The sequence below is a fragment of the Bacillus sp. NEAU-Y102 genome, from assembly GCF_054788175.1.
This window is the reverse complement of the sequence record NZ_JBTWFK010000001.1, coordinates 1,134,556-1,156,458: the sequence shown is the minus strand read 5'-3', so window position 1 is coordinate 1,156,458 and position 21,903 is coordinate 1,134,556. Positions and strand designations below refer to the sequence as shown.

31 protein-coding genes and 1 pseudogene are annotated in these 21,903 nt (G+C 34.7%); 24 read left to right on the top strand and 8 right to left on the bottom strand.

Features of this window, described 5'->3' with window-relative positions; genetic code table 11:
- Positions 1–10 precede the first annotated feature (10 nt).
- The 4 genes from ACYFX0_RS05840 (at position 11) to ACYFX0_RS05825 (ending at position 2,562) form a co-directional block, all read left to right on the top strand.
- Entirely contained in the window at positions 11–1,069 is a 1,059-nt protein-coding gene (locus tag ACYFX0_RS05840; protein WP_000724743.1) for an undecaprenyldiphospho-muramoylpentapeptide beta-N-acetylglucosaminyltransferase, read from the top strand.
- Between the two features lie 194 nt (positions 1,070–1,263).
- Positions 1,264–1,524, top strand: coding sequence for a DUF3966 domain-containing protein (locus ACYFX0_RS05835; RefSeq protein ID WP_001250699.1), 261 nt, complete (start codon positions 1,264–1,266; stop codon positions 1,522–1,524).
- Positions 1,525–1,619: 95 nt separating this feature from the next.
- Positions 1,620–1,994, top strand: a complete 375-nt coding sequence (locus tag ACYFX0_RS05830) for a nucleoside 2-deoxyribosyltransferase (protein ID WP_001012339.1) — start codon at positions 1,620–1,622, stop codon at positions 1,992–1,994.
- A 79-nt stretch (positions 1,995–2,073) separates the two neighbouring features.
- The gene (locus ACYFX0_RS05825; protein ID WP_000764268.1) at positions 2,074–2,562 is read left to right on the top strand and encodes a hypothetical protein; all 489 of its coding nucleotides are present in this window, start codon (positions 2,074–2,076) and stop codon (positions 2,560–2,562) included.
- Between the two features lie 34 nt (positions 2,563–2,596).
- On the opposite strand, the gene ACYFX0_RS05820 is transcribed toward ACYFX0_RS05825, so the two are convergent.
- On the bottom strand, positions 2,597–2,908 hold the full coding sequence (locus ACYFX0_RS05820; protein ID WP_001093238.1) for a hypothetical protein: 312 nt from the start codon (positions 2,906–2,908) through the stop codon (positions 2,597–2,599).
- A 253-nt stretch (positions 2,909–3,161) separates the two neighbouring features.
- Here ACYFX0_RS05820 and ACYFX0_RS05815 point away from each other — a divergent pair, with 253 nt between their 5' ends.
- Both ACYFX0_RS05815 and ACYFX0_RS05810 read left to right on the top strand, forming a co-directional pair.
- Complete coding sequence (locus ACYFX0_RS05815; protein WP_142338634.1) at positions 3,162–3,377, top strand: DUF3912 family protein; 216 nt, start codon at positions 3,162–3,164, stop codon at positions 3,375–3,377.
- A gap of 87 nt (positions 3,378–3,464) precedes the next feature.
- Positions 3,465–3,857 (top strand): hypothetical protein, encoded by a 393-nt coding sequence (locus ACYFX0_RS05810; protein WP_106082346.1) that lies wholly within the window; start codon positions 3,465–3,467, stop codon positions 3,855–3,857.
- Positions 3,858–3,936: 79 nt separating this feature from the next.
- Here the strand turns inward: ACYFX0_RS05810 and ACYFX0_RS05805 are convergent, their stop codons facing one another.
- The 3 genes from ACYFX0_RS05805 to ACYFX0_RS05795 all read right to left on the bottom strand — a co-directional run bounded on the left by ACYFX0_RS05805 (position 3,937) and on the right by ACYFX0_RS05795 (position 6,503).
- On the bottom strand, positions 3,937–5,331 hold the full coding sequence (locus ACYFX0_RS05805; RefSeq protein ID WP_001094344.1) for an L-cystine transporter: 1,395 nt from the start codon (positions 5,329–5,331) through the stop codon (positions 3,937–3,939).
- A gap of 107 nt (positions 5,332–5,438) precedes the next feature.
- Complete coding sequence (locus tag ACYFX0_RS05800; RefSeq protein WP_000375619.1) at positions 5,439–5,681, bottom strand: DUF2626 domain-containing protein; 243 nt, start codon at positions 5,679–5,681, stop codon at positions 5,439–5,441.
- A gap of 126 nt (positions 5,682–5,807) precedes the next feature.
- Positions 5,808–6,503 carry a helix-turn-helix transcriptional regulator gene (locus tag ACYFX0_RS05795; protein WP_000434110.1) on the bottom strand — a complete coding sequence of 232 codons (696 nt, stop codon included), beginning with the start codon at positions 6,501–6,503 and terminating at the stop codon, positions 5,808–5,810.
- A gap of 205 nt (positions 6,504–6,708) precedes the next feature.
- Between ACYFX0_RS05795 and comGA the strand changes: the two genes are divergently transcribed.
- The 10 genes and pseudogenes from comGA to ACYFX0_RS05745 all read left to right on the top strand — a co-directional run bounded on the left by comGA (position 6,709) and on the right by ACYFX0_RS05745 (position 12,318).
- Positions 6,709–7,752 (top strand): competence type IV pilus ATPase ComGA, encoded by a 1,044-nt coding sequence (comGA, locus tag ACYFX0_RS05790; protein ID WP_001013181.1) that lies wholly within the window; start codon positions 6,709–6,711, stop codon positions 7,750–7,752.
- Complete coding sequence (comGB, locus tag ACYFX0_RS05785; protein WP_106082358.1) at positions 7,739–8,776, top strand: competence type IV pilus assembly protein ComGB; 1,038 nt, start codon at positions 7,739–7,741, stop codon at positions 8,774–8,776. Before comGA ends, comGB begins: the two co-directional genes overlap by 14 nt.
- Before the next feature lie 11 nt (positions 8,777–8,787).
- Positions 8,788–9,087: a competence type IV pilus major pilin ComGC gene (comGC, locus tag ACYFX0_RS05780; protein ID WP_001178680.1), complete on the top strand. Its 300-nt coding sequence runs from the start codon at positions 8,788–8,790 to the stop codon at positions 9,085–9,087.
- Positions 9,084–9,539: a competence type IV pilus minor pilin ComGD gene (gene comGD, locus ACYFX0_RS05775; RefSeq protein ID WP_002082168.1), complete on the top strand. Its 456-nt coding sequence runs from the start codon at positions 9,084–9,086 to the stop codon at positions 9,537–9,539. Before comGC ends, comGD begins: the two co-directional genes overlap by 4 nt.
- Entirely contained in the window at positions 9,532–9,834 is a 303-nt protein-coding gene (locus tag ACYFX0_RS05770; protein ID WP_000829465.1) for a hypothetical protein, read from the top strand. The genes comGD and ACYFX0_RS05770 overlap by 8 nt, the downstream gene beginning before the upstream one ends.
- Positions 9,804–10,273 (top strand): annotated as a pseudogene (comGF, locus tag ACYFX0_RS05765) (competence type IV pilus minor pilin ComGF). Before ACYFX0_RS05770 ends, comGF begins: the two are co-directional and overlap by 31 nt.
- The gene (gene comGG, locus ACYFX0_RS05760; RefSeq protein ID WP_001214886.1) at positions 10,270–10,641 is read left to right on the top strand and encodes a competence type IV pilus minor pilin ComGG; all 372 of its coding nucleotides are present in this window, start codon (positions 10,270–10,272) and stop codon (positions 10,639–10,641) included. Before comGF ends, comGG begins: the two are co-directional and overlap by 4 nt.
- A gap of 174 nt (positions 10,642–10,815) precedes the next feature.
- A complete protein-coding gene (locus tag ACYFX0_RS05755) occupies positions 10,816–11,466 on the top strand; it encodes a 2OG-Fe(II) oxygenase (RefSeq protein WP_000183864.1) in 651 nt (216 codons plus the stop codon).
- 115 nt (positions 11,467–11,581) lie between these two features.
- Positions 11,582–12,079, top strand: coding sequence for a shikimate kinase (locus tag ACYFX0_RS05750; protein WP_000836666.1), 498 nt, complete (start codon positions 11,582–11,584; stop codon positions 12,077–12,079).
- Positions 12,080–12,117: 38 nt separating this feature from the next.
- Positions 12,118–12,318: a YqzE family protein gene (locus tag ACYFX0_RS05745; protein WP_000106083.1), complete on the top strand. Its 201-nt coding sequence runs from the start codon at positions 12,118–12,120 to the stop codon at positions 12,316–12,318.
- Positions 12,319–12,383: 65 nt separating this feature from the next.
- Here ACYFX0_RS05745 and ACYFX0_RS05740 read toward each other — a convergent pair whose 3' ends face one another.
- Together ACYFX0_RS05740 and ACYFX0_RS05735 are read right to left on the bottom strand one after the other, a co-directional pair.
- Positions 12,384–13,016 (bottom strand): VC0807 family protein, encoded by a 633-nt coding sequence (locus tag ACYFX0_RS05740; protein ID WP_001073111.1) that lies wholly within the window; start codon positions 13,014–13,016, stop codon positions 12,384–12,386.
- A gap of 141 nt (positions 13,017–13,157) precedes the next feature.
- Positions 13,158–13,274 (bottom strand): hypothetical protein, encoded by a 117-nt coding sequence (locus ACYFX0_RS05735; protein ID WP_003279814.1) that lies wholly within the window; start codon positions 13,272–13,274, stop codon positions 13,158–13,160.
- Between the two features lie 73 nt (positions 13,275–13,347).
- Between ACYFX0_RS05735 and ACYFX0_RS05730 the strand changes: the two genes are divergently transcribed.
- On the top strand, positions 13,348–13,575 hold the full coding sequence (locus ACYFX0_RS05730) for a hypothetical protein (RefSeq protein ID WP_000032702.1): 228 nt from the start codon (positions 13,348–13,350) through the stop codon (positions 13,573–13,575).
- 97 nt (positions 13,576–13,672) lie between these two features.
- Complete coding sequence (locus ACYFX0_RS05725; RefSeq protein ID WP_000064665.1) at positions 13,673–13,804, top strand: hypothetical protein; 132 nt, start codon at positions 13,673–13,675, stop codon at positions 13,802–13,804.
- 49 nt (positions 13,805–13,853) lie between these two features.
- Here the strand turns inward: ACYFX0_RS05725 and ACYFX0_RS05720 are convergent, their stop codons facing one another.
- Both ACYFX0_RS05720 and ACYFX0_RS05715 read right to left on the bottom strand, forming a co-directional pair.
- Complete coding sequence (locus tag ACYFX0_RS05720; RefSeq protein ID WP_001183974.1) at positions 13,854–14,657, bottom strand: YqhG family protein; 804 nt, start codon at positions 14,655–14,657, stop codon at positions 13,854–13,856.
- Positions 14,644–16,326 carry a DEAD/DEAH box helicase gene (locus tag ACYFX0_RS05715; RefSeq protein WP_001100040.1) on the bottom strand — a complete coding sequence of 561 codons (1,683 nt, stop codon included), beginning with the start codon at positions 16,324–16,326 and terminating at the stop codon, positions 14,644–14,646. The genes ACYFX0_RS05720 and ACYFX0_RS05715 overlap by 14 nt, the downstream gene beginning before the upstream one ends.
- A 390-nt stretch (positions 16,327–16,716) precedes the next feature.
- Between ACYFX0_RS05715 and gcvT the strand changes: the two genes are divergently transcribed.
- From gcvT to ACYFX0_RS05685, 6 genes are all read left to right on the top strand, one after another.
- On the top strand, positions 16,717–17,817 hold the full coding sequence (gene gcvT, locus ACYFX0_RS05710; RefSeq protein WP_000631776.1) for a glycine cleavage system aminomethyltransferase GcvT: 1,101 nt from the start codon (positions 16,717–16,719) through the stop codon (positions 17,815–17,817).
- A gap of 20 nt (positions 17,818–17,837) precedes the next feature.
- A complete protein-coding gene (gene gcvPA, locus ACYFX0_RS05705; protein ID WP_000903240.1) occupies positions 17,838–19,181 on the top strand; it encodes an aminomethyl-transferring glycine dehydrogenase subunit 1 in 1,344 nt (447 codons plus the stop codon).
- The gene (gcvPB, locus tag ACYFX0_RS05700) at positions 19,178–20,653 is read left to right on the top strand and encodes an aminomethyl-transferring glycine dehydrogenase subunit 2 (RefSeq protein ID WP_000795712.1); all 1,476 of its coding nucleotides are present in this window, start codon (positions 19,178–19,180) and stop codon (positions 20,651–20,653) included. Before gcvPA ends, gcvPB begins: the two co-directional genes overlap by 4 nt.
- 291 nt (positions 20,654–20,944) lie before the next feature.
- Positions 20,945–21,148 carry a DUF3929 family protein gene (locus ACYFX0_RS05695; RefSeq protein WP_000262496.1) on the top strand — a complete coding sequence of 68 codons (204 nt, stop codon included), beginning with the start codon at positions 20,945–20,947 and terminating at the stop codon, positions 21,146–21,148.
- Positions 21,149–21,218: 70 nt separating this feature from the next.
- On the top strand, positions 21,219–21,410 hold the full coding sequence (locus ACYFX0_RS05690; RefSeq protein ID WP_000535933.1) for a hypothetical protein: 192 nt from the start codon (positions 21,219–21,221) through the stop codon (positions 21,408–21,410).
- 118 nt (positions 21,411–21,528) lie between these two features.
- Positions 21,529–21,903 (top strand): GntR family transcriptional regulator, encoded by a 375-nt coding sequence (locus tag ACYFX0_RS05685; RefSeq protein WP_001021345.1) that lies wholly within the window; start codon positions 21,529–21,531, stop codon positions 21,901–21,903.

Sequence of the window (21,903 nt, the reverse complement as noted above, 5' to 3'; positions counted from 1 at the left end):
GGGGAGACGTATGAAGAAAATAGTCTTTACAGGTGGCGGTTCGGCAGGACATGTAACACCTAATTTAGCCATTATCCCACATTTACAGGAAGACAACTGGGATATCTCTTATATTGGTTCTCATCAAGGTATTGAGAAAACGATTATAGAAAAGGAAGGCATTCCCTACTATAGTATTTCGAGTGGAAAGCTACGTCGTTATTTTGATTTGAAAAATATAAAAGATCCTTTTCTTGTAATGAAGGGTGTTATGGATGCGTATGTAAGGATTCGAAAACTAAAACCAGATGTGATTTTTTCAAAAGGCGGTTTCGTATCTGTACCAGTCGTAATTGGAGGATGGCTAAATAGAGTACCAGTTTTATTACATGAATCTGATATGACGCCAGGACTAGCAAATAAAATTGCGCTTCGTTTTGCTTCGAAAATATTTGTTACATTTGAAGAAGCAGCGAAGCATTTACCGAAAGGAAAAGTAATATATACGGGATCTCCTGTACGTGAAGAAGTGCTGAAGGGAAATCCTGAAACAGGTTTAGCATTTTTAGGTTTTTCACGTAAAAAGCCAGTTATTACGATTATGGGAGGCAGCTTGGGCGCGAAGAAAATTAATGATACGGCTCGAGAAGCATTACCAGAACTTCTTAAAAAGTATCAAATTGTTCACCTTTGCGGAAAAGGTAACCTTGATGAAAGTTTACAAAATAAAGAAGGATATAGACAATTTGAATATGTACATGGAGAACTGCCGGATATATTAGCGGTAACAGATTTTGTTATTTCACGCGCGGGCTCCAACGCAATTTTTGAATTTTTAACATTACAAAAGCCGATGGTTTTAATTCCATTATCGAAATTTGCAAGCCGTGGAGATCAAATATTAAATGCAGAGTCCTTTGAAAGGCAAGGGTATGCCTCCGTATTATATGAAGAAGATGTAACTGTAAAATCTCTGATAAAGTATGTCGAAGAATTGAATCAAAATAATGAGAAGTATAAAACAGCACTAAAAAAATATAATGGAAAAGAAGCAATTCAAACAATCATTCAAAATATTTCAGAGGCATGATGAAACAATCATGCCTCTTTTAGTAGGGTGAAAGATTCCAAGAATTGATATTTTTATGTTACAATAAAGTGAAACTTTAATCAGTTGGGTGCATCCCACATCTAACTTCTTTACTTTTACTGAAATTTGAGGAGGGAGTCTTACTGCCCTCAAATAGCGGGATAATAACTGGGTTAATAGAGAAATTCCAATTAATGAGGCGTGAAAATACGAATGGATTAGGAGTGACTGTGTTGGAGCTAAGTCTCTATGAAAATACTGCACTTATTATATGCTTTGTGTTGTACGTTGGTAGTGTTATTGTTTATATTTCAAGGAAATTTTCGCAAGAAAGAGAGCTTGAAAAGTCAGAGATAACAGCTGAACTAGAAATGTTAGCTGATGAAAGTTATAAAAAACAAAAAATAAAAGAAGACCATGAAGCATCCCATCATTTAAACGCAAATAAGTTTTAAAGATGGGGATTTTTTTTGAAGTTGTTCTTTATTATAGCTATAACAAATAACGCTAAAAAGGAGTTTCCCCATACATAATGAAGGAGTGTATATAAATGAATTTTTATATCGCCTCAGGTTTCCAAAATAAACATCTTGTACGTTCCGTAGCAAATGAACTGAAACATGCAGGATGGCACCATACATATGATTGGGCCAAAAACGAAAGAGCAGCGAATCAAGAACAATTAAGAGAAATTGGTCAGGCAGAACAAAATGCTGTAAAAGAAGCGGATGTGTTTTTACTTATATTAGATGGCGGAAACGGGAGCCATACAGAGTTTGGAATGGCGATTGCGCTAGAGAAAACGATATATGTATATCATGCAGGAAATCCGCTCCAAACAACGTTCTATCACTTGCCAGAAATAAATATTTTTGAAGGAGATGTAGCTGAGTTTGCATCTTATGTTATGAATCATGTGAAATAATAGTAACTACCTAAAAGGTTATAAAAGTGATCTTTTGGGTACAGTGATGATAAGAAACGTATATAAAGGAGTACATAATATGAAATTAGAAAATGGATGGGAAACGAGCTTTTTAGAAGTCGTACAAAATAGTGAATTTAAGAAAGAGGCACTTCTTAGTCAATTGCTTTGTCAGGATAGTGAAGAAGTAGAAGAGCTTGTGGATGATTACGGCTACGAAGAGCTTGTTGAACGCGAACATGATGATGAGTTAGCTGAAATTTTAGGAGAAGAACTTTTTAGTGAGATGGAACGACAAGTATTCTTATCTTCAAACCCAGAAGAAAAACTTATTTCATTCGTCAATGGATTAGGTTTTCATGTATTAGATTGGATCGTTCTTCTTGAAACAGAATTTGGAATTGATAGTGCAAACTTTACATCAGATGCTGTGAAGGTGTTAGAAAAGCGTTTCAGCCAGTTTCCATACATAGAGGACAAGACAATTTTTGATATGACATTTGGAGAATCTATGGATGTATTAGAATCTGTTACAGGATTACAACTAAAGGAAAAGATGAACGTATAATGAAAAAAGAACGTGATTGGATCACGTTCTTTTTTTACATTATAATAATTTTGTCATCTAGTTTTGTTTGTCCGCTAAGAAGTGCGTTTAAATATTCCACTTTTCTTATACAGGCTTGTATATGTCTTTCAACCTCTTGTAACTCTGCTTGGTGATGTGTTTCAATCGGATGAATTTGTACGTTGAATTTTTCAAATTGACTACTATATGTTATTTCTGCATAGCCGCTCATAATATCGGTTTCGTTATGAAATAAAAATTGCTTCGTTTTGTCACAGAATGATACATCCTGAAAGCCATATACTTTTAATGCTTCAATTACTTTTTTTATCATTTTTGTATTCATTTTTTTAACCCTCTTTACGAAGTTCTACTTATACATTATACCATAAAAAATTACATAGAAAGCGCTTCCAAGTGTATTTTATTATAAACTTTACGTTTCAATCACAAAAATGAAACAAAGAAAAAATAATTGTAAAGAAGGAAGGACTCTTTTATTGTTTCGTCATATATATAGAGAAATAGTGCAATGAAAGGAAATTTTCCGAGTTGGAGATCGTATTTCCAATTTGAGCGCAGTAAAAGAGGTGAAAATCTTGAACTTTGATATTGTAGGACAAAAAGCATATATAAAAGATGGACCGCATCGGAACCGAATTGGAATTGTAAAGAAAAACGAGACAAAATTAGCATCGCATTTTGCTATTGTAATTGGAGAACAAATCATTGATGTAGAGCTAAAGGATATCGTGTTAGTTGGAGTAGACGTAGGACAATTTCATACATGGTGCGAACAAAATGGTTATTTGTGAAAAGGACGGGCTGTGAGATAATGAAATATATTTGAGGAAAGAGAATATATTATTGTATTCTCTTTTTCTATGTTTAAGGAGGCGAAAATGAAATATAAAGAACAGGAGTTTAAGTTGGAGTTAAAAGAGAACATTCAATATATGGAGAAGGAAATAGAGCGAATGTCACTTAAATTGTATAAAGAGTATTCGCATTTATACATAGAAAAAAACATGGAATTAGATATGGGATTTGCAAGAGAAAAAGAGAATCCCTTTGAGGTGGGTTATTATTCATTAGTTGCTATAGCTATATTAGATGAAGAAAAAGAGATGATTGAGTTTTACAATATTCCAATTTGGAAATGCGAAAGAATCTTTTTAGGAATGCCAATTCAATCAAACATTTTGGGTAGTAAGAAAGTAGGGGAACTCGCTGATGAATCTTGTTATGAGATTGAGGAAGAGTTAAAAGAGCAATTAAAAGAATACTTGGAGTGATAATTCTCAAGATAAGATCTATAAAGAGGGAACGGAATAAAAAAGACGCTAACAATTGTATGTTAGCGTCTTTCTTTCATTATGAAGCAATTTCACCAGTTTTTGTATCGTCTTGATTGTACGTATCTTGATCTAATTCACCAAGCCATTTACTTGAAATAAGACCTGCTGTCATAGAACCACTTACGTTAAGAGCTGTACGGCCCATATCGATTAATGGCTCAACTGAGATAACTAGAGCAACAATACCGATTGGTAAGTTCATTGTAGATAGTACGATTAAAGCTGCGAATGTTGCACCGCCACCAACTCCGGCAACACCGAATGAGCTAATAGCGACGACAGCGATTAAAGTTAAAATAAATTGTGGTTGTAATGGATCAATTCCTACAGTTGGAGCGACCATCATTGCAAGCATTGCTGGATAAATACCTGCGCAACCGTTTTGTCCGATAGATACTCCAAATGAAGCTGCGAAGTTTGCAATTCCTTCGGAGATACCAAGCTTTTCTTTTTGAGCTTCAATATTTAATGGCATCGCACCAGCACTAGAGCGAGATGTGAATGCAAATGTTAATACAGGGAATACTTTTTTCAAATATTGAATTGGATTTAAACCAGACAGTGCGATTAATAATAAGTGAATGATAAACATTACGATAAGTGCTACATAAGAGGCTAACACGAAGTTACCAAGTTTTAAAATAGCATTTATATCGCTACCAGCAACTGTTTTTGCCATAAGAGCTAATACGCCGTATGGAGTAAGGCGTAAAATTAATGTTACCATACGCATTACGATTGCATATACAGCATCAAGCATTTTCTTAAATAGCTCTGCTTGTTCTGGATATTTTCGTTTTACACCTATAAAGGCAATGCCGATAAAGGCTGCAAATATTACGACAGAAATTGTTGATGTTGGACGAGCGCCTGTTAAATCAAGAAACGGATTTGTAGGCAATAGCTCTAATAATTTATCTGGAATTGTTGTCTTTTCAATAGAAGTAAATCTTTCTTCAACTAGTTTCAGACGAGCAGATTCTGCATCACCTTGTTGCAAGCCTGTTGCAGATACATCAAATCCTGCACTTGCAGCGATACCGACAGCTGCAGCGATTCCTGTAGTAAGAATTAAAATTCCGATAATAAGACCACTAATTTTACCAAGGTTTTTCGTTAACTGTAATTTTGTAAAGGCTGAAATAATAGATACTAAAATAAGTGGCATAACGATCATTTGAAGTAATTTCACATAACCGTTACCAATTAAGCCAAACCAAGTATTTGATTCAATAATTACTTTAGAAGTTGGCTCATAAATGAATTGTAATATAAGACCGAATAAAATTCCGACTCCTAAAGCGGTAAATACACGTTTATTAAAAGATACATGCTTACGTTGCATATAATATAATACGCCAACTAAGATGAGCATGACTGCAACGTTAATTCCGACAAGCAGTGTATTCATGTTGATTCCCCCTAATTCCAATCTGTTATATAGAATATAAGGTAATAAAACCTATAAGTCAACTAGGAAATTCCGGGATTAAAAAAAAGATGGCAAAATGCCATCTTTTAATGTCCAGCCCCAGGGACAAGTAAAAATGTCGTGTAGTATGTAAATCCTATGAAGAAAACAGTTAAATATGCCCCGAATACGTATATATACATACGCTCTGTTAATTTTAAATAGCTTAAAAGTACGAAGAAACCTGTTTGTCCTAAAAATAGTAGTGCAGCCTGTTGCATATCTCCTACGTAAAACATAACCGAGAAAATTCCAGTCCAAAAGCCGAGAACGCGAAACATGCGATCCATGCTATTTCCCTCCTTTTCTAGAAAAAGTAAAACCTCTTTTCATTATAGTTTATTTTTCTTACTATTGTAAATATTCATTCATATAAAAAGAAGCCAATTATTATTGGCTTCTTTTTATATGAGAAATTAAATTGTTAGTTTATAATTACAAGATTTACATCCATCTAATAGACTATCATTTCGAGTTAATTCCATGTTAGGGAATAGGATTTCAAAAATTCCTTTCATCATATCTCCGTGCATGTTACAAATTTCAGTTGGATGATGAACAGCCACTTCTTTAAATGGACAATTGTGTACATCATAGAAAATTTTTGTTCCATCTGCACTTAATTCAAATGCAGGTGATAAGCCGGCTGTTGAGAAAGCTTCTTTTGCAATTTGAACTTTTTGTTCTACTGTTAAAGCACCTTCACTCACATTTAAACGTTGCATATGTTGTTGCATTAATTCGGCCCCGAATTGTTTTCCTGTTTCGTATAGCGCTTTCTCACCAGCAGCGCCAAGGCTAAGTAAAGAATTAAATGCTATTCTTGCTAACAATTGATAATCACGGAATGGAAATTGCAATTGAATAACATCTTCAGATAAGACATATAATCTGCTTGGTCTTCCACCTTTTCCAGTTTTCTTTGTTTCCGATTTAAGCATATGAACATCTTCTAATTTAGATAAATGTAAACGTGCTACGTTTGGATGAATATCGAATTCATCTGCAATTTCTTGTACAGTTACGTAACTATGTTTTTGCGAAATATATTTATAAATGTAATAACGAGTTGGGTCAGCTAAAACACCTGTAATTTTTAAAGCTTGTTCCATGAGGATCTCCACCTTTATCACTTTATCCAAGATAATAACATTATAATACAGATAAACATGAGTATAGGTAATTTCAGACAATAATTCGGAAATTGTTCATAATTTCACAAACATATTTTTCCTTTTTCCTCTATTGAAAATACAAAAATCCAAATTTTTATTGTGCATGTTTTCATGCTATATACATAGTGAGGAGGGAAAAGTGATGAATGGGATTGAAATTTTTGCGAATACAATTTTAAAAGAAGCGTGTAGGGTACAAGCGTCAGATTTACATATTGTGCCCCGGCAGAAGGATGTAGCGGTGCAACTACGTATAGGAAAAGATTTAATGACGAGACAATGTATTGAAAAGGAGTTTGGAGAAAAACTTGTCTCACATTTTAAATTTTTAGCATCTATGGATATAGGAGAGAAACGGAAGCCACAGAATGGTTCGTTGTATTTGCAAATTGATGGACAAGAAGTGTATTTACGCCTTTCAACACTTCCAACAGTATATCAAGAAAGTCTCGTTATTCGCCTTCATTTACAAGCATCTGTTCAGCCCTTATCACATCTTTCGTTATTTCCAAGTACGGCAGCAAAACTACTCTCGTTTTTACGCTATTCACAGGGGCTACTCGTGTTTACTGGACCGACTGGTTCTGGGAAGACAACGACAATGTATGCATTATTAGAGGTAATTAGAAAAAAGAAAACACGTCGTATCATTACACTTGAAGATCCGGTTGAAAAAAGAAGTGACGATGTATTACAAATTCAAATAAATGAAAAAGCGGGTCTTACATATGAAACAGGATTAAAGGCTATTTTACGTCATGATCCAGATATTATTTTAGTCGGTGAAATCCGTGATGAAGAAACAGCAAAAATAGCTATAAGAGCAAGTTTGACAGGACATTTAGTAATGACAACGCTGCATACGAATGATGCGAAAGGAGCAATCATTCGTTTCATGGATTATGGTATAACGAGGCAAGAGATTGAACAGTCTTTATTGGCTGTAGCTGCACAGCGACTTGTCGAATTGAAATGTCCGTTTTGCAGAGGGAAGTGCTCAACTTTATGTAAATCAATGAGGCAAGTAAGGCAAGCAAGCATTTATGAGCTGCTATATGGGTATGAGTTAAAACAAGCGCTTAAAGAAGCGAATGGAGAATGTGTTACTTACAAACATGAGACTTTAGAATCGTCAATACGAAAAGGATATGCTTTAGGGTTTTTAGAAGATGATGTTTATGTTTAAGAAAACTTGGAGTTTAAGTAATCAAGTAGTATTGTTGAAACGTTTAGGAGAATTATTAGAAAAAGGCTACTCTCTTTTACAAGCATTAGAATTTTTACAGTTTCAATTACCTGTAGAAAAGAAAGTACAATTGCAAAGCATGGTTGAGGGATTAAAAGATGGGAAAAGTCTACACGATTCTTTTCATCAGTTAAGGTTTCATCAGGACATGTTAAGTTATTTATTTTATGCCGAGCAACATGGTGATATTTCTTTCGCTTTGCAACAAGGAAGTGCACTTCTTTATAAGAAAGATAAGTATAGGAGAGACATGATGAAAATAATGCAGTATCCTATGTTTTTGGTGTTTTTTCTACTAATCATGCTTTTTATTTTCAACCTCATCTTATTACCGCAGGTTGAAATGGTTTATAGTTCGTTCGGTTCTAATACACCACTACTTACAGAACAAATTTTAAGTGCAATAAAAATGCTACCTTACATTATTTTAACCGCTATTGTAACTGTTATTATTGGATGTAGTTTATATATGTTGTATTTTAGGAAACTTCCACATATTAGACAGGTAAAAATCATGCATCGTATTCCCTTCATCAAAACATTTCTTATTTTAAAGCATTCACATTATTTTGCTACTCAGTTGAGTGGTTTATTAAATGGTGGACTATCAGTATGCGAAGCTTTAACAATAATGATGGAGCAAAGATATCATCCGTTCTTTCAATATGAAGCGAGCCGAATTGAAAGACAATTAATTGGAGGAGAACAGTTACAATATATCATTGCTAAAAGTGGGTATTACGAGAAAGAACTTTCTTATGTTATTACGCATGGACAAGCAAACGGTAATTTAGCGATTGAATTAGGTGACTATAGCGATCTTATTATGGAAAAGATGGAACGGAAAATTAAACATATGGTAGTTATCATTCAGCCTATTTTATTTACATGTATTGGAGGAATCGTTGTCCTTATGTATTTAGCGATGATTATGCCGATGTTTCAAATGATGAATTCTATTTAGGAGGCATTTGTATGCAGAATGAGGAAGGATTTACTCTGTTAGAGATGCTATTAGTAATGGTTGTCATAACTATATTATTACTATTAATTATTCCGAATGTAGTTACACAGCGCTCATCGATCCAAGGAAAAGGGTGTGCAGCTTACGTGAAATCTATAGAAGCGCAAATACAAGTATATCAATTACAACATAATAAAATTCCATCGTTAAAAGAACTGATAGATGAAAAGTATATTACAATTGATAAGTGTCCGAATGGCGAATCTATTCATATTTCAGATGATGGCACAGTATCAATTAGGACATTGTGAAACAACAGGGGTTTACTTTTTTAGAGATGTTACTCGTTTTATTTGCTATTTCTGTATTGAGTATAGTTACGTATTTTAGTGTTCATTCCTTATACGAGCGACAAAAAGTTGAACAATTTTTGAGACAGTTTTCAAATGATGTTTTGTATATGCAGCAATTAGCGATAAACCGTCAAAAGCACTATACATTACGTTGGTATAAAGATAGAAATTTGTATGCTATAAAAGAGTTAGGTACAAAGTATTATATCGTCAAGCGGGAGTATGAAGAAGATATACAAATTGATTTGCATACGTTTCCAAACCCGATGACATATAATCCAAGTGGAAATATTAATAGAGGTGGTACGATTATAATTTCGTATCGAAATTATAAATATGAAATTGTATTTCAGCTTGGAAGAGGGAGATTTACGTATCGTGAAATGTCAAAAAGGGTCCATAATGGCTGAAATGATTGTGTCGTTAAGTGTTTTAATGATGGCTGTATCGTTACTACTACCGCAAACAGTATTAGTTATGCAAGAAAGAAAAAATATACAAATTCGTTATAAGGCATCTGGGTTATTAAAAAAAGAAGCAGCTATATATATGTATGGAAATGAAGAAAAGCGAATAATAGAAAAGAATATGAATGGAATTGTGTATTACACATATTGGGGAGGCAATGAAGTTTGTACCATGTGGAGAGATGTGAAAGAAAGAATGGTGGAACAATGCTTTTATGTAGGAGAAAAAGTAAATTAGAATTTGGTTTTTCATTAATAGAAATGATTGTATGTCTGTTTCTATTATCAATATTTTTTTGCTCTTTCCCCGCCTACATTTCATTGAAATGGAAAATAAACAGTCAAAAGGATTAAATGATTGGGAGTGGGATGTGTTTTTAGGTCAAACGCAATTGGAGTTTCGTGAAGTATCATCTGGAGAACAGCTAGCATTTGAAAATGGAGAAAGTATTTTAAGATTCCGATCGCGTAATGGGAGTGAAGTATCATATGAAAAAGAGAATAGTCGTCTTATAAGAAAGGTAAATAGGCGTGGGAGAGAAGTTGTTTTACAAAATATTGGAACGGTTTCTTACAAACTAACACCTCATGTACTCATTATAAATGTGAAAGATACTAGTGGGAAAATATATGAAGGGGTAGTTATGCGATATAGTGAAATGGAAATGAATGTATGAGAGGGCAAAATGGGTTTACAATGCCTGGAACGATCATCTTTCTTATTTTATTAACTTCTTTTTTTATATACGAAACCAATATGCTGCTTACAGATAAAAATTTTTATATGGAAATAGAACAAAAGTTTTTACTGGATGAACTACTTAACCGATCTATTACAGATATAAAAAAAGACTTACAGCAAAAAGAAAAAGAAGGTGCATTTTTCTTTCAGTATGAAAAGGGAGAAGCGAGTGGGAATTATGTTTTTGAAAATGATTCAATTTTCGTTGCGTTGCAGTGCAAACTCAAACAGGAAGCTTTCTATACGGTGAGCTTTCGGTATAGAAAAAAGGATGGAAAAATAGTCGATTGGATAGAAGGATAATATGTGAAATATATGGAGATAAACCAGGGGTTTCTATTATAAATTGAATTGACTTTTTAGAAGAAATGGATAAATATAATGATTAAAAGTTTAAATTTTCTCAAAAAAGAGAAAGGTAGAAAGAATATGATATATTCATGCTATCCAATCATTATTTTTAGGGAGAATAGGGAAATGACAAATAACAATCAAATAGGTGAAAATAAGGAACAAACTATTTTTGATCATAAAGGAAATACGATTATGACAGAAGATAGAGAAATACACATTATTTCAAAATTCGAAGAACCTCTTATTGTCGTATTAGCAAATGTACTAAGTGATGAAGAGTGTGATGAATTGATTGAAATGTCTAAAAATAAAATGAAGCGTTCTAAAGTTGGTTCATCACGTGATGTAAATGATATTCGAACAAGTAGCGGTGCATTTTTGGAAGACAATGAACTTACTTCAAAGATTGAAAAACGAATTTCATCTATCATGAATGTTCCTGCGTCGCATGGAGAAGGGTTGCACATTTTAAATTATGAAGTGGATCAACAATATAAAGCACACTATGATTATTTTGCGGAACATAGTAGATCAGCTGTTAACAATCGTATTAGTACGCTTGTAATGTATTTAAATGATGTAGAAGAAGGCGGGGAAACGTACTTCCCGAAATTAAATCTTTCTGTACATCCTAGAAAGGGAATGGCAGTATACTTTGAGTATTTTTATCAAGATCAATCACTAAATGAGCTTACGTTACATGGAGGGGCACCTGTAACGAAAGGCGAGAAATGGATTGCAACGCAGTGGGTGAGAAGAGGTACTTATAAGTAAAAGCGAGTGTTACGTTTTGTTCTTCATAGTATAAGAACAAAACGTTTTTTTATTAAACAAAGTAGCATCTTTCGTTATAATAACAATTAATAAATGACGATTGAGAGGACAGAAAATGAAATCTATATACATAACCGGCTATATGGGAGCAGGGAAAACAACAATTGGAAAAGCATTAAGTCAAGAACTTCAAATGGATGTTGTAGATACTGATCAAAAAATCGAAGAGAAGCAAAAGAAGGCAATTCGTGATATTTTTGCCGAAGAAGGCGAAATGACTTTTCGGGAATATGAAAGCGAAATGTTACGTTCGCTACCAGTCCATAATGTCATTATTACAACTGGTGGGGGAATTATTGAACGAGCGGAAAATCGCAAGTGGATGAAAGAGAACGGAACTGTCGTGTATTTATATTGTGATCCAAATGTAATTGCAGAAAGGCTTCGTGAAGATACGACACGTCCACTATTTCAAAAGAAAGATATAGATGCATTCGTAAAGAAATTTGAATCACGCCGAGCTTATTATGAAGAGGCTCATATTCATATCGATACGACAAATAAGTCTGTAAAGCAAATTATGAATGAATTAAAGGAAAAGATTAATGTATAAAAAAGTGGACATACTAATCAAGTAGAGGTGATGATAATATGTCTACTAATGATTATGTTCGCTTTGTGACGCAGCAGTTTGTGTCGTATATGGATGCTCCAAAAGAAGATCGAAAACAAAAGAAAGAACAACGCCGTGCTGAAAAAGAGCCATTTATGAATAAGTGGTTTGGTGTTATGCCGCTGAGTGCTGCTTTGTTTTATCGAAATGTAAAAAGTAAAAGAAAAAAATCAAGTTAAATTTTAGTCATATGTCTAGCAAAACAAAGATCCCCTAGTGTCGTAATACACTAGGGGATCTTTGTTTACTGCACGGATTCTTGTTCTTCCGTAACGGCATGTATTTTATTGTTCACCCATACGAACCCTATTCCGATACAAATAGAAATGCCCCAGCCGACAGCGGTCATAATCGCTCTCATTTCACCGTAGCCATCTACACCAAAAACAGAGATGAAATAAATTTTTAAAAAGCTTTTTAATATAAATTGTAGCCCGAAAAATAACGTTAAATATTGCAGTGCTGGATATATACGACTATCACGATAAAGCTCACGACTTTTATCGCGGTCATGGCCTTGCAGCGCTGCAATATCTGCTGCGAAATATAACATAAGTGGTTTTTTTATAAAAATTGTACATATGACGATAATACCGAGTACGATGTGATAATACGCATCGTTCCATAACATTCGTTCAGCTGACCCAGATAATAGATCTACCGTTGTATTAGAAATGAGTGTAATTAAAATAAAGAATCCTGTCACGTTAAACTGTTTTTCTTTTTTAAAGGTATACAGTGTATAAATAATCCCCGGAACAGAGGAAAGTAACATCGCGTAATAAGGATCGATATAAGGTTTTGCAAATTTCCAAATGAGGAATGGGATTACGAGATAAAAGACAAGATCTAATATAGCTTTTTTATTTTGATTCATACAAAGCCTCCTTAAGTCATACATATATTTTATAATATAATTTCTGAAAATTGTATAAGGTTTAATGGGAAAAGAAAAAATATATCAATTTTTGAGGGATTAGTAGATTGAAAAAAATTGCCCCTAGCGTAGTAAGTTTTTTTAGTATATAATAAAGGAAACGCTTTCATTTTTAGTCTGTTCACAAAATGGACGGAAAATCACATATTTACTATCGATATGTTGCTTTATAATGAAACTAATTAAATATACATGCATACAATATTGTGAAATAAATAACATAAATAATCTATATAAATGTAAACGTTATCAAAAGAGAGAGGTGGAGACAATGAGTAAATTTTTCTTCAATCATAATCCAGCAACAGTAGAGGATGGAAGGCTTGTTAAATATGCTGAAATTATTTATGGAGAAGGTGGCCGTTCTGTATTAGAAAATTTAATGGTGAAGGCATCTATCAGATTGCGTGATCGTTATCCGAATAAATCTGACGAGCAGATCTCGAACCTAGTAAATAAAGGCATCCATGATATGTTTCAAAAATATGTGAGCGAGTAAGAGTAGCCAATGGCTGCTCTTATTTTTTTGTATAAGGATTGAAACTCTAGCTGAAAATAAACATGTATTTTGAAAAACGCAAAAAGGAGTGGGAAAGATGAGCAATGGAATTGGACGTTCGAAAGAAAATCTTCCAACTGATGCAAATCATGTGAGCGCAAAGGATCGTGCACAGCAGAAACGTATGGCACAGAAAAAACAGCAAGAGCGTAGTGGCGATAGCGAGTAGGGTAGAAAATAGCTCAAAAGAGGCTCCTTCTAAAGCAGAAGGAGCTTCTTCAAGATAGAAAATGATTCGCGGTAACATAAAAAAGGCCACCGTTAATAATTTGCACTGTAATACGTGGTTCATACTGTTCTTGCAGAGCTTGTTTTTCAATTTCATAGCTCTCAGGAAGTTCGTCACTTTCTTCATAAAAACGGTTTAAAAGGTCTAGATCATGATTCCAACGCACTCTTGCTTCTTTTGCCCACGTATGGTCATCTTCTGCAATTATATTTTTTAAAGCGTCTTCTATGCGTTGTAAACCACTTTGAGGTTTAATGATGGGCGAGAGCGTAAAACAAAAATCAGGTATTTTTGGTGTAAGTTTAATGTTTGTTAATGTTTCATGAAAGTTTGCCATCATTGTTCCAGAAATGAGATGAATGCCAATCGAGTGAAGGATGTCTTTTTTTCGATCACATTGATAGGAAACTTTTATATTAATACCGAGCCAAGGGTGGAGCGGTGTATGTGTTGCCCCATTATGTCTTACATCCTCATATAAACGTATGTAAGAGCCTAATTCTTTTGTCGTTTGGAAAATTTGATGTAGACGTGGTGAACCGTAGTGAATAAGCTCACCATCATTTTCTTCATTTTCTTCATTTTCTGGATTTGTAATAAGAGTAAGGCGCATCGGATTCGGTACGCCTCCTGTTTTCTCAAGATAGTGCCAATAAAAAGGGCGATTCATTAATAATTTATCCATCTCAATTGTTAACTGTACATCTAATAAATGAGGAGAACGTTCTAAAATTTCACAGTTATTCGCCTCAAAGAAATTGTATAAGTAATTATGAATTTCATGTTGCTGCATAGCCTTGCACCTCAGCTTCATTTCGTTTCGCAAAGTCGATAATAGATGTTAAGTTTTCCATCTTAATTCTAATTTCACCTTCGCTTTTTGATTGCGCGAAAATTTCTTGAATGTGCGCGTCGATGTTTTTCATATTAATTCTCGTTAAAATTTCATCGAGTTCACCGATAACACGCTCGAATAAGTTGATTTTTTCATATAACAGTTTCAAAATATGTTCTTCAACAGTATGCTTTGTAGCTAAGTTATAAATATGAACATCATTCTTTTGACCGAGACGGTGAATACGTCCGATTCTTTGCTCAAGACGCATTGGATTCCATGGCAAATCATAATTGATCATATGGCTACAAAACTGTAAGTTAATGCCTTCTCCGCCAGCTTCCGTTGCAATTAACACTTGGGCACGATTTTGGAAAAGTTCCTTCATCCAATCTTTCTTCCCGCGTTTAAATCCGCCGCGGAATGGGACAGAAGAAATACCGTGTTGTTGTAAAAACCATTGTAAGTACATCTGTGATGCTCGGTATTCCGTGAAAATGACGACTTTATCGTCAATTTCTTTTATAAGCTCTAGAGCTTTAGTTGCTTTCGAGTTGAAAGGAATATGATTAATTTTGTCCATTAGCACATCGATATGTGGATCTTTTATATAATGTTCATTTTCTTTCTGTCTTTTTTCTACATGCTTTTTCAATGAATAGTAAACAGCCTCACGACTACTACACGCTTCCCGTTTTAAAGTTAACGATGAGAAAGCAGATGTGAAGGCGTCTTGTCCTCGCCAATTTTCGATATCATTATATAGAGCTTGTTCTTGTTCATTAAACTCAACAAAAATTGTACGTACATGTCTCTTCGGCCAATCGATACCGGTATTATGTCGTCTATTTCGCACCATTACTTTGTTAATGAGAGCTTTTAAGTCTTCATCTGATTCGGCTGAGCGATTTTTGGAAGCGTAATATTCTTCAAAGTTGGATTGATTGCCTAAATGTCCTGGCTTTAATAAAGAAACAAGGTTAAAAATTTCATCAATCTTATTTTGAACAGGAGTAGCGGTTAGTAATAAACAAAACTTCTTTTTTAATCGTTGTGCAAATTCATAGTTTTTTGTTTTATTATTTTTCAGTTTATGTGCTTCATCGATAATAATAAGGTCATATTCTAAGTTCAACACGATATCGCGATGTGGTGAACGTTTCGCAGTATCAATTGATGATACGATTACGTCAGCTTGTTCCCACGAGTAGCTTTTCTTTTGTGCTACAGCGGGAATGAAAAACTTTGTATTCAGCTCGTATGCCCATTGTGATACGAGAGAGGCTGGGACAAGTATAAGTACCTTTTTCACAAGCCCGCGGACCATGTATTCTTTCAAAATAAGTCCAGCTTCGATTGTTTTTCCAAGACCTACTTCATCTGCTAGAATCGCTTTACCATTCATTTGTTCAATCACATTTTGAGCGACTTCTAATTGATGCGGAAGCGGCGTGAAATGGGATAAATGTTTCGGTGCTTGTAGTCCATCAAAAGTAGGAACAAGTAACGATTTTTCTGTTTCATAAGCTAAGTGATATAAATCCCAGTTTGTCCAAGGACCATCTTCATCAATTCTATTTAAAAAATTGTTTTGCCACGTCCGATCTACGGAAATATCGACATTCATTACGACTCTCCCACCTTTTATAAACTAAAGTAATTATTTTTTAATGTATGATGATTTGCCTCAAAAGAAGGCATAATTATCGTTATTAAAGGCTATATGATAGACAATAATAAAGTATTAAATCTCAAAAGCTGTATTTATTGTTTTTTAACATAAAAAATTCTAAATTATTTTTTATGCTAGAATATTGATGAAATATAGCGAATGATGTTAGGATAATGGTGTGAAATGTGTGGAATCTTTCGTATTTTATCCAAGAAAGTGATTTTTTATTTACGCTTTCATAAAAAAATATAATGAGATTCCGTATATCCTATCTTTTCAGAATGAAAATGTTTAGAAAAAGGAAGCAACTTTTATTGATTTGTCAAAGCATAAGGGGGAGAGAGCATGATTACATTACAACGTACACCGTTATTTGATGTATACGCGAAGTATGGTGGGAAAACAATCGACTTCGGTGGTTGGGAATTACCAGTTCAATTTTCAAGCATTAAAGAAGAACACGAAGCTGTACGTACAGCTGCAGGTTTGTTCGACGTGTCTCATATGGGAGAAGTTGAAGTAAAAGGTGTAGATAGTTTAGCATTTTTACAACGTGTTGTTACAAATGACGTATCTACCTTAAAGGTAGGGGGCGCACAATATACAGCTATGTGCTACGAAAATGGTGGTACAGTAGATGATTTATTAATCTACAAACGTGGTGAAGAAGACTATTTATTAGTAATCAATGCATCAAATATAGAGAAAGATTACGAATGGTTAGCAAGTCATGTAATTGGCGATGCGACAGTAGTCAATGTTTCTAGTGAAGTTGCACAGCTTGCAATTCAAGGACCAAAAGCAGAGGGCATTTTACAAAAAGTTGTGTCAGAAGATTTGAAAGAAATTAAGTTCTTTAAATTTAAAAACAATATTCTTGTAGATGGAATTCCAGCACTTGTATCTCGTACAGGTTACACAGGTGAAGATGGATTCGAAATTTACTGTAAGAGTGAAGATGCTGCAAAACTTTGGGAGAAACTTCTTGAAGTTGGAGCAGAAGAGGGCTTAAAAGCATGTGGTTTAGGTGCTCGTGATACACTGCGATTCGAAGCAACATTACCACTTTATGGACAAGAATTATCAAAAGATATTACACCGATTGAGGCTGGAATTGGCTTTGCGGTAAAAACAAATAAAGAAGCAGACTTCTTTGGAAAAGCAACGTTAAAAGAGCAAAAAGAAAACGGTGCGCCTCGTAAATTAGTCGGCATCGAAGTAATCGAACGTGGAATTCCTCGTACGCATTACCCTGTATTTATTGGTGAAGAAAAAATTGGGGAAGTAACGAGTGGTACACAATCTCCAACGTTAAAGAAAAGCATTGGTTTAGCACTAATTGATGTAAAATACGCAGCAGTTGATACAGAAGTAGAAATTGAAATTCGTAATAAACGCGTCAAAGCAGTAGTTGTTCCAACACCATTTTACAAACGTTCAAAGTAACGGGGAGAGGGGTAGATTTCATGTTGCATCGTTATCTTCCAATGACAGAAGAAGACAAAAAAGAAATGTTACAAACGATCGGCGTTCAAACGATCGATGAATTATTCTCTGATATTCCAGAGAGTGTTCGTTTTAAAGGGGATTTAAAAATTAAAGAAGCAAAATCAGAGCCAGAGCTTTTAAAAGAGCTATCTCAAATGGCTAGTAAAAATGCTAACTTAAAAGAATACGCTTCTTTCTTAGGAGCAGGCGTATACGATCATTATGCTCCAGTAATTGTAGATCATGTTATTTCTCGCTCAGAATTTTATACAGCTTACACACCATACCAACCGGAAATTTCACAAGGGGAATTACAAGCAATCTTTGAATTCCAAACAATGATTTGTGAATTAACAGGAATGGATGTAGCAAACTCTTCTATGTATGACGGGGGTACAGCTTTAGCTGAAGCGGCAATGTTAGCAGCTGGCCATACTCGCAAAAAGAAAATTCTTGTATCTAGCGCGGTTCATCCAGAATCAAGAGCAGTACTTGAAACGTATGCAAAAGGTCAAAATCTTGAAGTTGTTGAAATTAATCATAAAGATGGTGTAACAGATTTAGACGTATTACAAAGTGAAGTAGATGATACAGTTGCTTGTGTAATCGTTCAATATCCAAACTTCTTTGGACAAGTTGAAAAATTAGCTGATATTGAAAAAATCGTTCATCAACAAAAATCATTATTTATCGTTTCTTCAAATCCATTATCATTAGGCGCATTAACACCACCAGGGAAATTTGGTGCTGATATTGTAATCGGTGATGCACAACCATTTGGTATCCCAACGCAGTTTGGTGGACCGCATTGTGGTTACTTTGCAACAACGAAAGCATTTATGCGTAAAATTCCAGGACGTCTTGTTGGACAAACTGTAGATTCAGATGGTAAACGTGGATTTGTATTAACGTTACAAGCACGTGAACAGCATATTCGCCGTGATAAAGCGACATCTAACATTTGTTCAAACCAAGCGTTAAATGCATTAGCAGCTTCTGTTGCAATGACGGCACTTGGCAAACAAGGTGTGAAAGAAATGGCACGTCAAAACATTTCTAAAGCACAATATGCAAAACGTCAATTTGAAGCGAAAGGCTTTACTGTAACATTTGCTGGACCATTCTTCAATGAGTTTGTTGTAGATTGCAAACGTCCAGTGAAAGAAGTAAACGATGCATTATTACAAAAGAATATTATCGGCGGTTACGATCTAGGCCGTGATTATAAAGAGCATGAAAACCATATGCTTGTAGCGGTAACTGAGCTTCGTACGAAAGAGGAAATTGACACACTTGTAAACGAAATGGGGGCTATCCAATGAAGAACCAAGACCAAGCACTTATCTTTGAAGTGACTAAAGAAGGACGCGTAGGATATAGCTTACCCAAATTAGATGTAGAAGAAGTGAAACTAGAAGATGTGTTTGAGAGCGATTATATTCGAGTAGAAGATGCAGAGCTACCAGAAGTATCTGAACTTGATATTATGCGCCACTATACAGCACTTTCAAACCGTAACCACGGTGTTGATTCTGGATTCTATCCACTTGGATCTTGTACGATGAAATATAATCCGAAAATTAATGAGAGTGTAGCTCGTTTCGCAGGATTTGCAAATATTCATCCACTGCAAGATGAAAAGACAGTACAAGGTGCAATGGAATTAATGTACGACTTACAAGAGCATTTAATCGAAATTACAGGTATGGATACTGTTACTTTACAACCAGCAGCTGGTGCACACGGAGAATGGACAGGTTTAATGTTAATTCGTGCATACCATGAAGCAAATGGTGATTTTAACCGTACGAAAGTAATTGTGCCTGACTCTGCTCACGGAACGAATCCAGCATCTGCAACTGTAGCTGGTTTTGAAACAATTACAGTAAAATCAAATGAAAATGGCCTTGTTGATTTAGAAGACTTAAAACGTGTTGTCAATGAAGAAACAGCAGCACTTATGTTAACAAATCCTAATACATTAGGTCTATTTGAAGAAAATATTTTAGAAATGGCAGAAATTGTCCATAATGCAGGCGGTAAATTATACTATGATGGTGCAAACTTAAATGCGGTATTAAGCCAAGCGCGCCCAGGAGATATGGGATTTGACGTTGTGCATTTAAACCTTCATAAAACATTTACAGGTCCTCACGGCGGTGGTGGCCCAGGTTCTGGTCCAGTAGGTGTGAAAGCTGATTTAATTCCGTACTTACCAAAACCGATTTTAGAAAAAACGGAAAATGGTTATCACTTCAACTACGACCGTCCAGAAGCAATTGGTCGTGTGAAGCCATTCTATGGTAACTTCGGAATTAACGTTCGTGCATACACGTATATTCGCTCTATGGGTCCAGATGGCTTGCGTGCAGTAACTGAGTATGCTGTATTAAATGCGAACTATATGATGAGAAGATTAGCGCCATTCTACGATCTTCCATTCGATAGACATTGTAAGCATGAATTTGTATTATCAGGTCGTCGTCAAAAGAAACTTGGCGTACGTACATTAGATATTGCAAAACGTCTGCTTGATTTCGGTTACCATCCACCAACAATTTACTTCCCATTAAATGTGGAAGAATGTATTATGATTGAGCCGACAGAAACAGAATCAAAAGAAACATTAGATGGTTTCATTGATAAGATGATTCAAATCGCTAAAGAAGTAGAAGAAAATCCAGAAGTTGTACAAGAAGCACCGCATACGACAGTCATTAAACGTTTAGACGAAACGATGGCTGCACGTAAACCAGTTTTACGTTATGCAAAGCCAGCTCCTGTACAAGTTTGATTAGAATAACAAAAAAAGAACTCGCTGCGGCGGGTTCTTTTTTTGTATGGAGAATTTGTGCAGAAATAGTGAAGAAAATGTTAAAAAATTATATTTTTTGTTTCCTAATGGTGTAAAGGTGTAGTTTTATAGGTAGTTTTGTTGAAAAAGTCGGTTTGATAAAAGTATTTATTTTTGTTAGAATTTTATTGAAATTAAGAAGATGTGATGAGGCAAAAATTACTCATTTTTATGTATATGTGAAAAAACGAGCAAGACGGGGGTGAAAGTGTGGGATATCGATGTTATAGAATGGTATACCATTTAGAAAATGGAGAAACAATTAAAGATGTAAAAGAATTTTGCTATCGAGACCAAGGGAAAGTGTTAGAAAGAGTAGCAAATCGTGTAATGGATAATAGAGAAGTGACGGCAATTGATAAACAAGGAACAATCATTTCAATAGCATGTGAGGACATTGTAAAGGTGGAACTTGATTACATAACAGAAAGTTAACCTTGAGTCATATCGAATTATTCGATAAAATAAACTGTTGAATGGTGAAGTGAGAAGAGAGGAGTTTATCATGGGTAGTACAAGACACTTTTATATGTTTATCTTAGCGTTTGTTCTTGTTGTGGCATTAACGATTTACTTAATCGTTGACAGCAGCTGGTACAACACAGTTCATCCGGCATTTCTTCTGTTTATGTATATAGGAATTGCAGTAGTAAGTTTCGGAATGAGAGACGAGATGTTAGATCGCTTTGAAAAGTGATACATATACGAAAGACCAACAGGGAAATGTTGGTCTTTTTTTCTTGCCAAAAATAGGATGGTGTGTATATACTGTGTATATAAGATATATACAGTATATACACACACTGGAGGAAAACATGAATATTATTATTTCGAATTCTTCCCAAGACCCTATTTATGTGCAAATAAGAAAACAATTAAGCCAGCTTATTTTAAATGGTGGTTTAAAGGGTGGAGACCAATTACCGTCTATTCGTAGCTTAGCGAAGGAATTGCAAATTAGTGTAATTACAACGAAGCGTGCGTACGAGGAGCTTGAAAAAGAAGGATATATAGAAACTGTTGCTGGGAAGGGGACTTATGTTTCATGTAAAAATAATGAACTACTAAAAGAACAGCGGCTACGTCTATTGGAAAGTAAGGCTGAAGAAATCGTAAAAGAAAGTAAAGTGTTGCAGCTTTCACTTGAAGAACTGCAGCAGATGATTGCGTGTTTATATAAGGGGGAATAA

Bases quoted from the DNA above. Each gene is read 5' to 3' on its own strand.
- ACYFX0_RS05840 (WP_000724743.1), top strand. From the start codon at position 11: ATGAAGAAAATAGTCTTTACAGGTGGCGGTTCGGCAGGACATGTAACA.
- ACYFX0_RS05835 (WP_001250699.1), top strand. From the start codon at position 1,264: ATGAGGCGTGAAAATACGAATGGATTAGGAGTGACTGTGTTGGAGCTA.
- ACYFX0_RS05830 (WP_001012339.1), top strand. From the start codon at position 1,620: ATGAATTTTTATATCGCCTCAGGTTTCCAAAATAAACATCTTGTACGT.
- ACYFX0_RS05825 (WP_000764268.1), top strand. From the start codon at position 2,074: ATGAAATTAGAAAATGGATGGGAAACGAGCTTTTTAGAAGTCGTACAA.
- ACYFX0_RS05820 (WP_001093238.1), bottom strand. From the start codon at position 2,908: ATGAATACAAAAATGATAAAAAAAGTAATTGAAGCATTAAAAGTATAT.
- ACYFX0_RS05810 (WP_106082346.1), top strand. From the start codon at position 3,465: ATGAAATATAAAGAACAGGAGTTTAAGTTGGAGTTAAAAGAGAACATT.
- ACYFX0_RS05805 (WP_001094344.1), bottom strand. From the start codon at position 5,331: ATGAATACACTGCTTGTCGGAATTAACGTTGCAGTCATGCTCATCTTA.
- ACYFX0_RS05800 (WP_000375619.1), bottom strand. From the start codon at position 5,681: ATGGATCGCATGTTTCGCGTTCTCGGCTTTTGGACTGGAATTTTCTCG.
- ACYFX0_RS05795 (WP_000434110.1), bottom strand. From the start codon at position 6,503: ATGGAACAAGCTTTAAAAATTACAGGTGTTTTAGCTGACCCAACTCGT.
- comGA (WP_001013181.1), top strand. From the start codon at position 6,709: ATGAATGGGATTGAAATTTTTGCGAATACAATTTTAAAAGAAGCGTGT.
- comGB (WP_106082358.1), top strand. From the start codon at position 7,739: ATGTTTATGTTTAAGAAAACTTGGAGTTTAAGTAATCAAGTAGTATTG.
- comGC (WP_001178680.1), top strand. From the start codon at position 8,788: ATGCAGAATGAGGAAGGATTTACTCTGTTAGAGATGCTATTAGTAATG.
- ACYFX0_RS05770 (WP_000829465.1), top strand. From the start codon at position 9,532: ATGGCTGAAATGATTGTGTCGTTAAGTGTTTTAATGATGGCTGTATCG.
- comGG (WP_001214886.1), top strand. From the start codon at position 10,270: ATGAGAGGGCAAAATGGGTTTACAATGCCTGGAACGATCATCTTTCTT.
- ACYFX0_RS05755 (WP_000183864.1), top strand. From the start codon at position 10,816: ATGACAAATAACAATCAAATAGGTGAAAATAAGGAACAAACTATTTTT.
- ACYFX0_RS05750 (WP_000836666.1), top strand. From the start codon at position 11,582: ATGAAATCTATATACATAACCGGCTATATGGGAGCAGGGAAAACAACA.
- ACYFX0_RS05745 (WP_000106083.1), top strand. From the start codon at position 12,118: ATGTCTACTAATGATTATGTTCGCTTTGTGACGCAGCAGTTTGTGTCG.
- ACYFX0_RS05740 (WP_001073111.1), bottom strand. From the start codon at position 13,016: ATGAATCAAAATAAAAAAGCTATATTAGATCTTGTCTTTTATCTCGTA.
- ACYFX0_RS05735 (WP_003279814.1), bottom strand. From the start codon at position 13,274: ATGCATGTATATTTAATTAGTTTCATTATAAAGCAACATATCGATAGT.
- ACYFX0_RS05730 (WP_000032702.1), top strand. From the start codon at position 13,348: ATGAGTAAATTTTTCTTCAATCATAATCCAGCAACAGTAGAGGATGGA.
- ACYFX0_RS05725 (WP_000064665.1), top strand. From the start codon at position 13,673: ATGAGCAATGGAATTGGACGTTCGAAAGAAAATCTTCCAACTGATGCA.
- ACYFX0_RS05720 (WP_001183974.1), bottom strand. From the start codon at position 14,657: ATGCAGCAACATGAAATTCATAATTACTTATACAATTTCTTTGAGGCG.
- ACYFX0_RS05715 (WP_001100040.1), bottom strand. From the start codon at position 16,326: ATGAATGTCGATATTTCCGTAGATCGGACGTGGCAAAACAATTTTTTA.
- gcvT (WP_000631776.1), top strand. From the start codon at position 16,717: ATGATTACATTACAACGTACACCGTTATTTGATGTATACGCGAAGTAT.
- gcvPA (WP_000903240.1), top strand. From the start codon at position 17,838: ATGTTGCATCGTTATCTTCCAATGACAGAAGAAGACAAAAAAGAAATG.
- gcvPB (WP_000795712.1), top strand. From the start codon at position 19,178: ATGAAGAACCAAGACCAAGCACTTATCTTTGAAGTGACTAAAGAAGGA.
- ACYFX0_RS05695 (WP_000262496.1), top strand. From the start codon at position 20,945: ATGGTATACCATTTAGAAAATGGAGAAACAATTAAAGATGTAAAAGAA.
- ACYFX0_RS05690 (WP_000535933.1), top strand. From the start codon at position 21,219: ATGGGTAGTACAAGACACTTTTATATGTTTATCTTAGCGTTTGTTCTT.
- ACYFX0_RS05685 (WP_001021345.1), top strand. From the start codon at position 21,529: ATGAATATTATTATTTCGAATTCTTCCCAAGACCCTATTTATGTGCAA.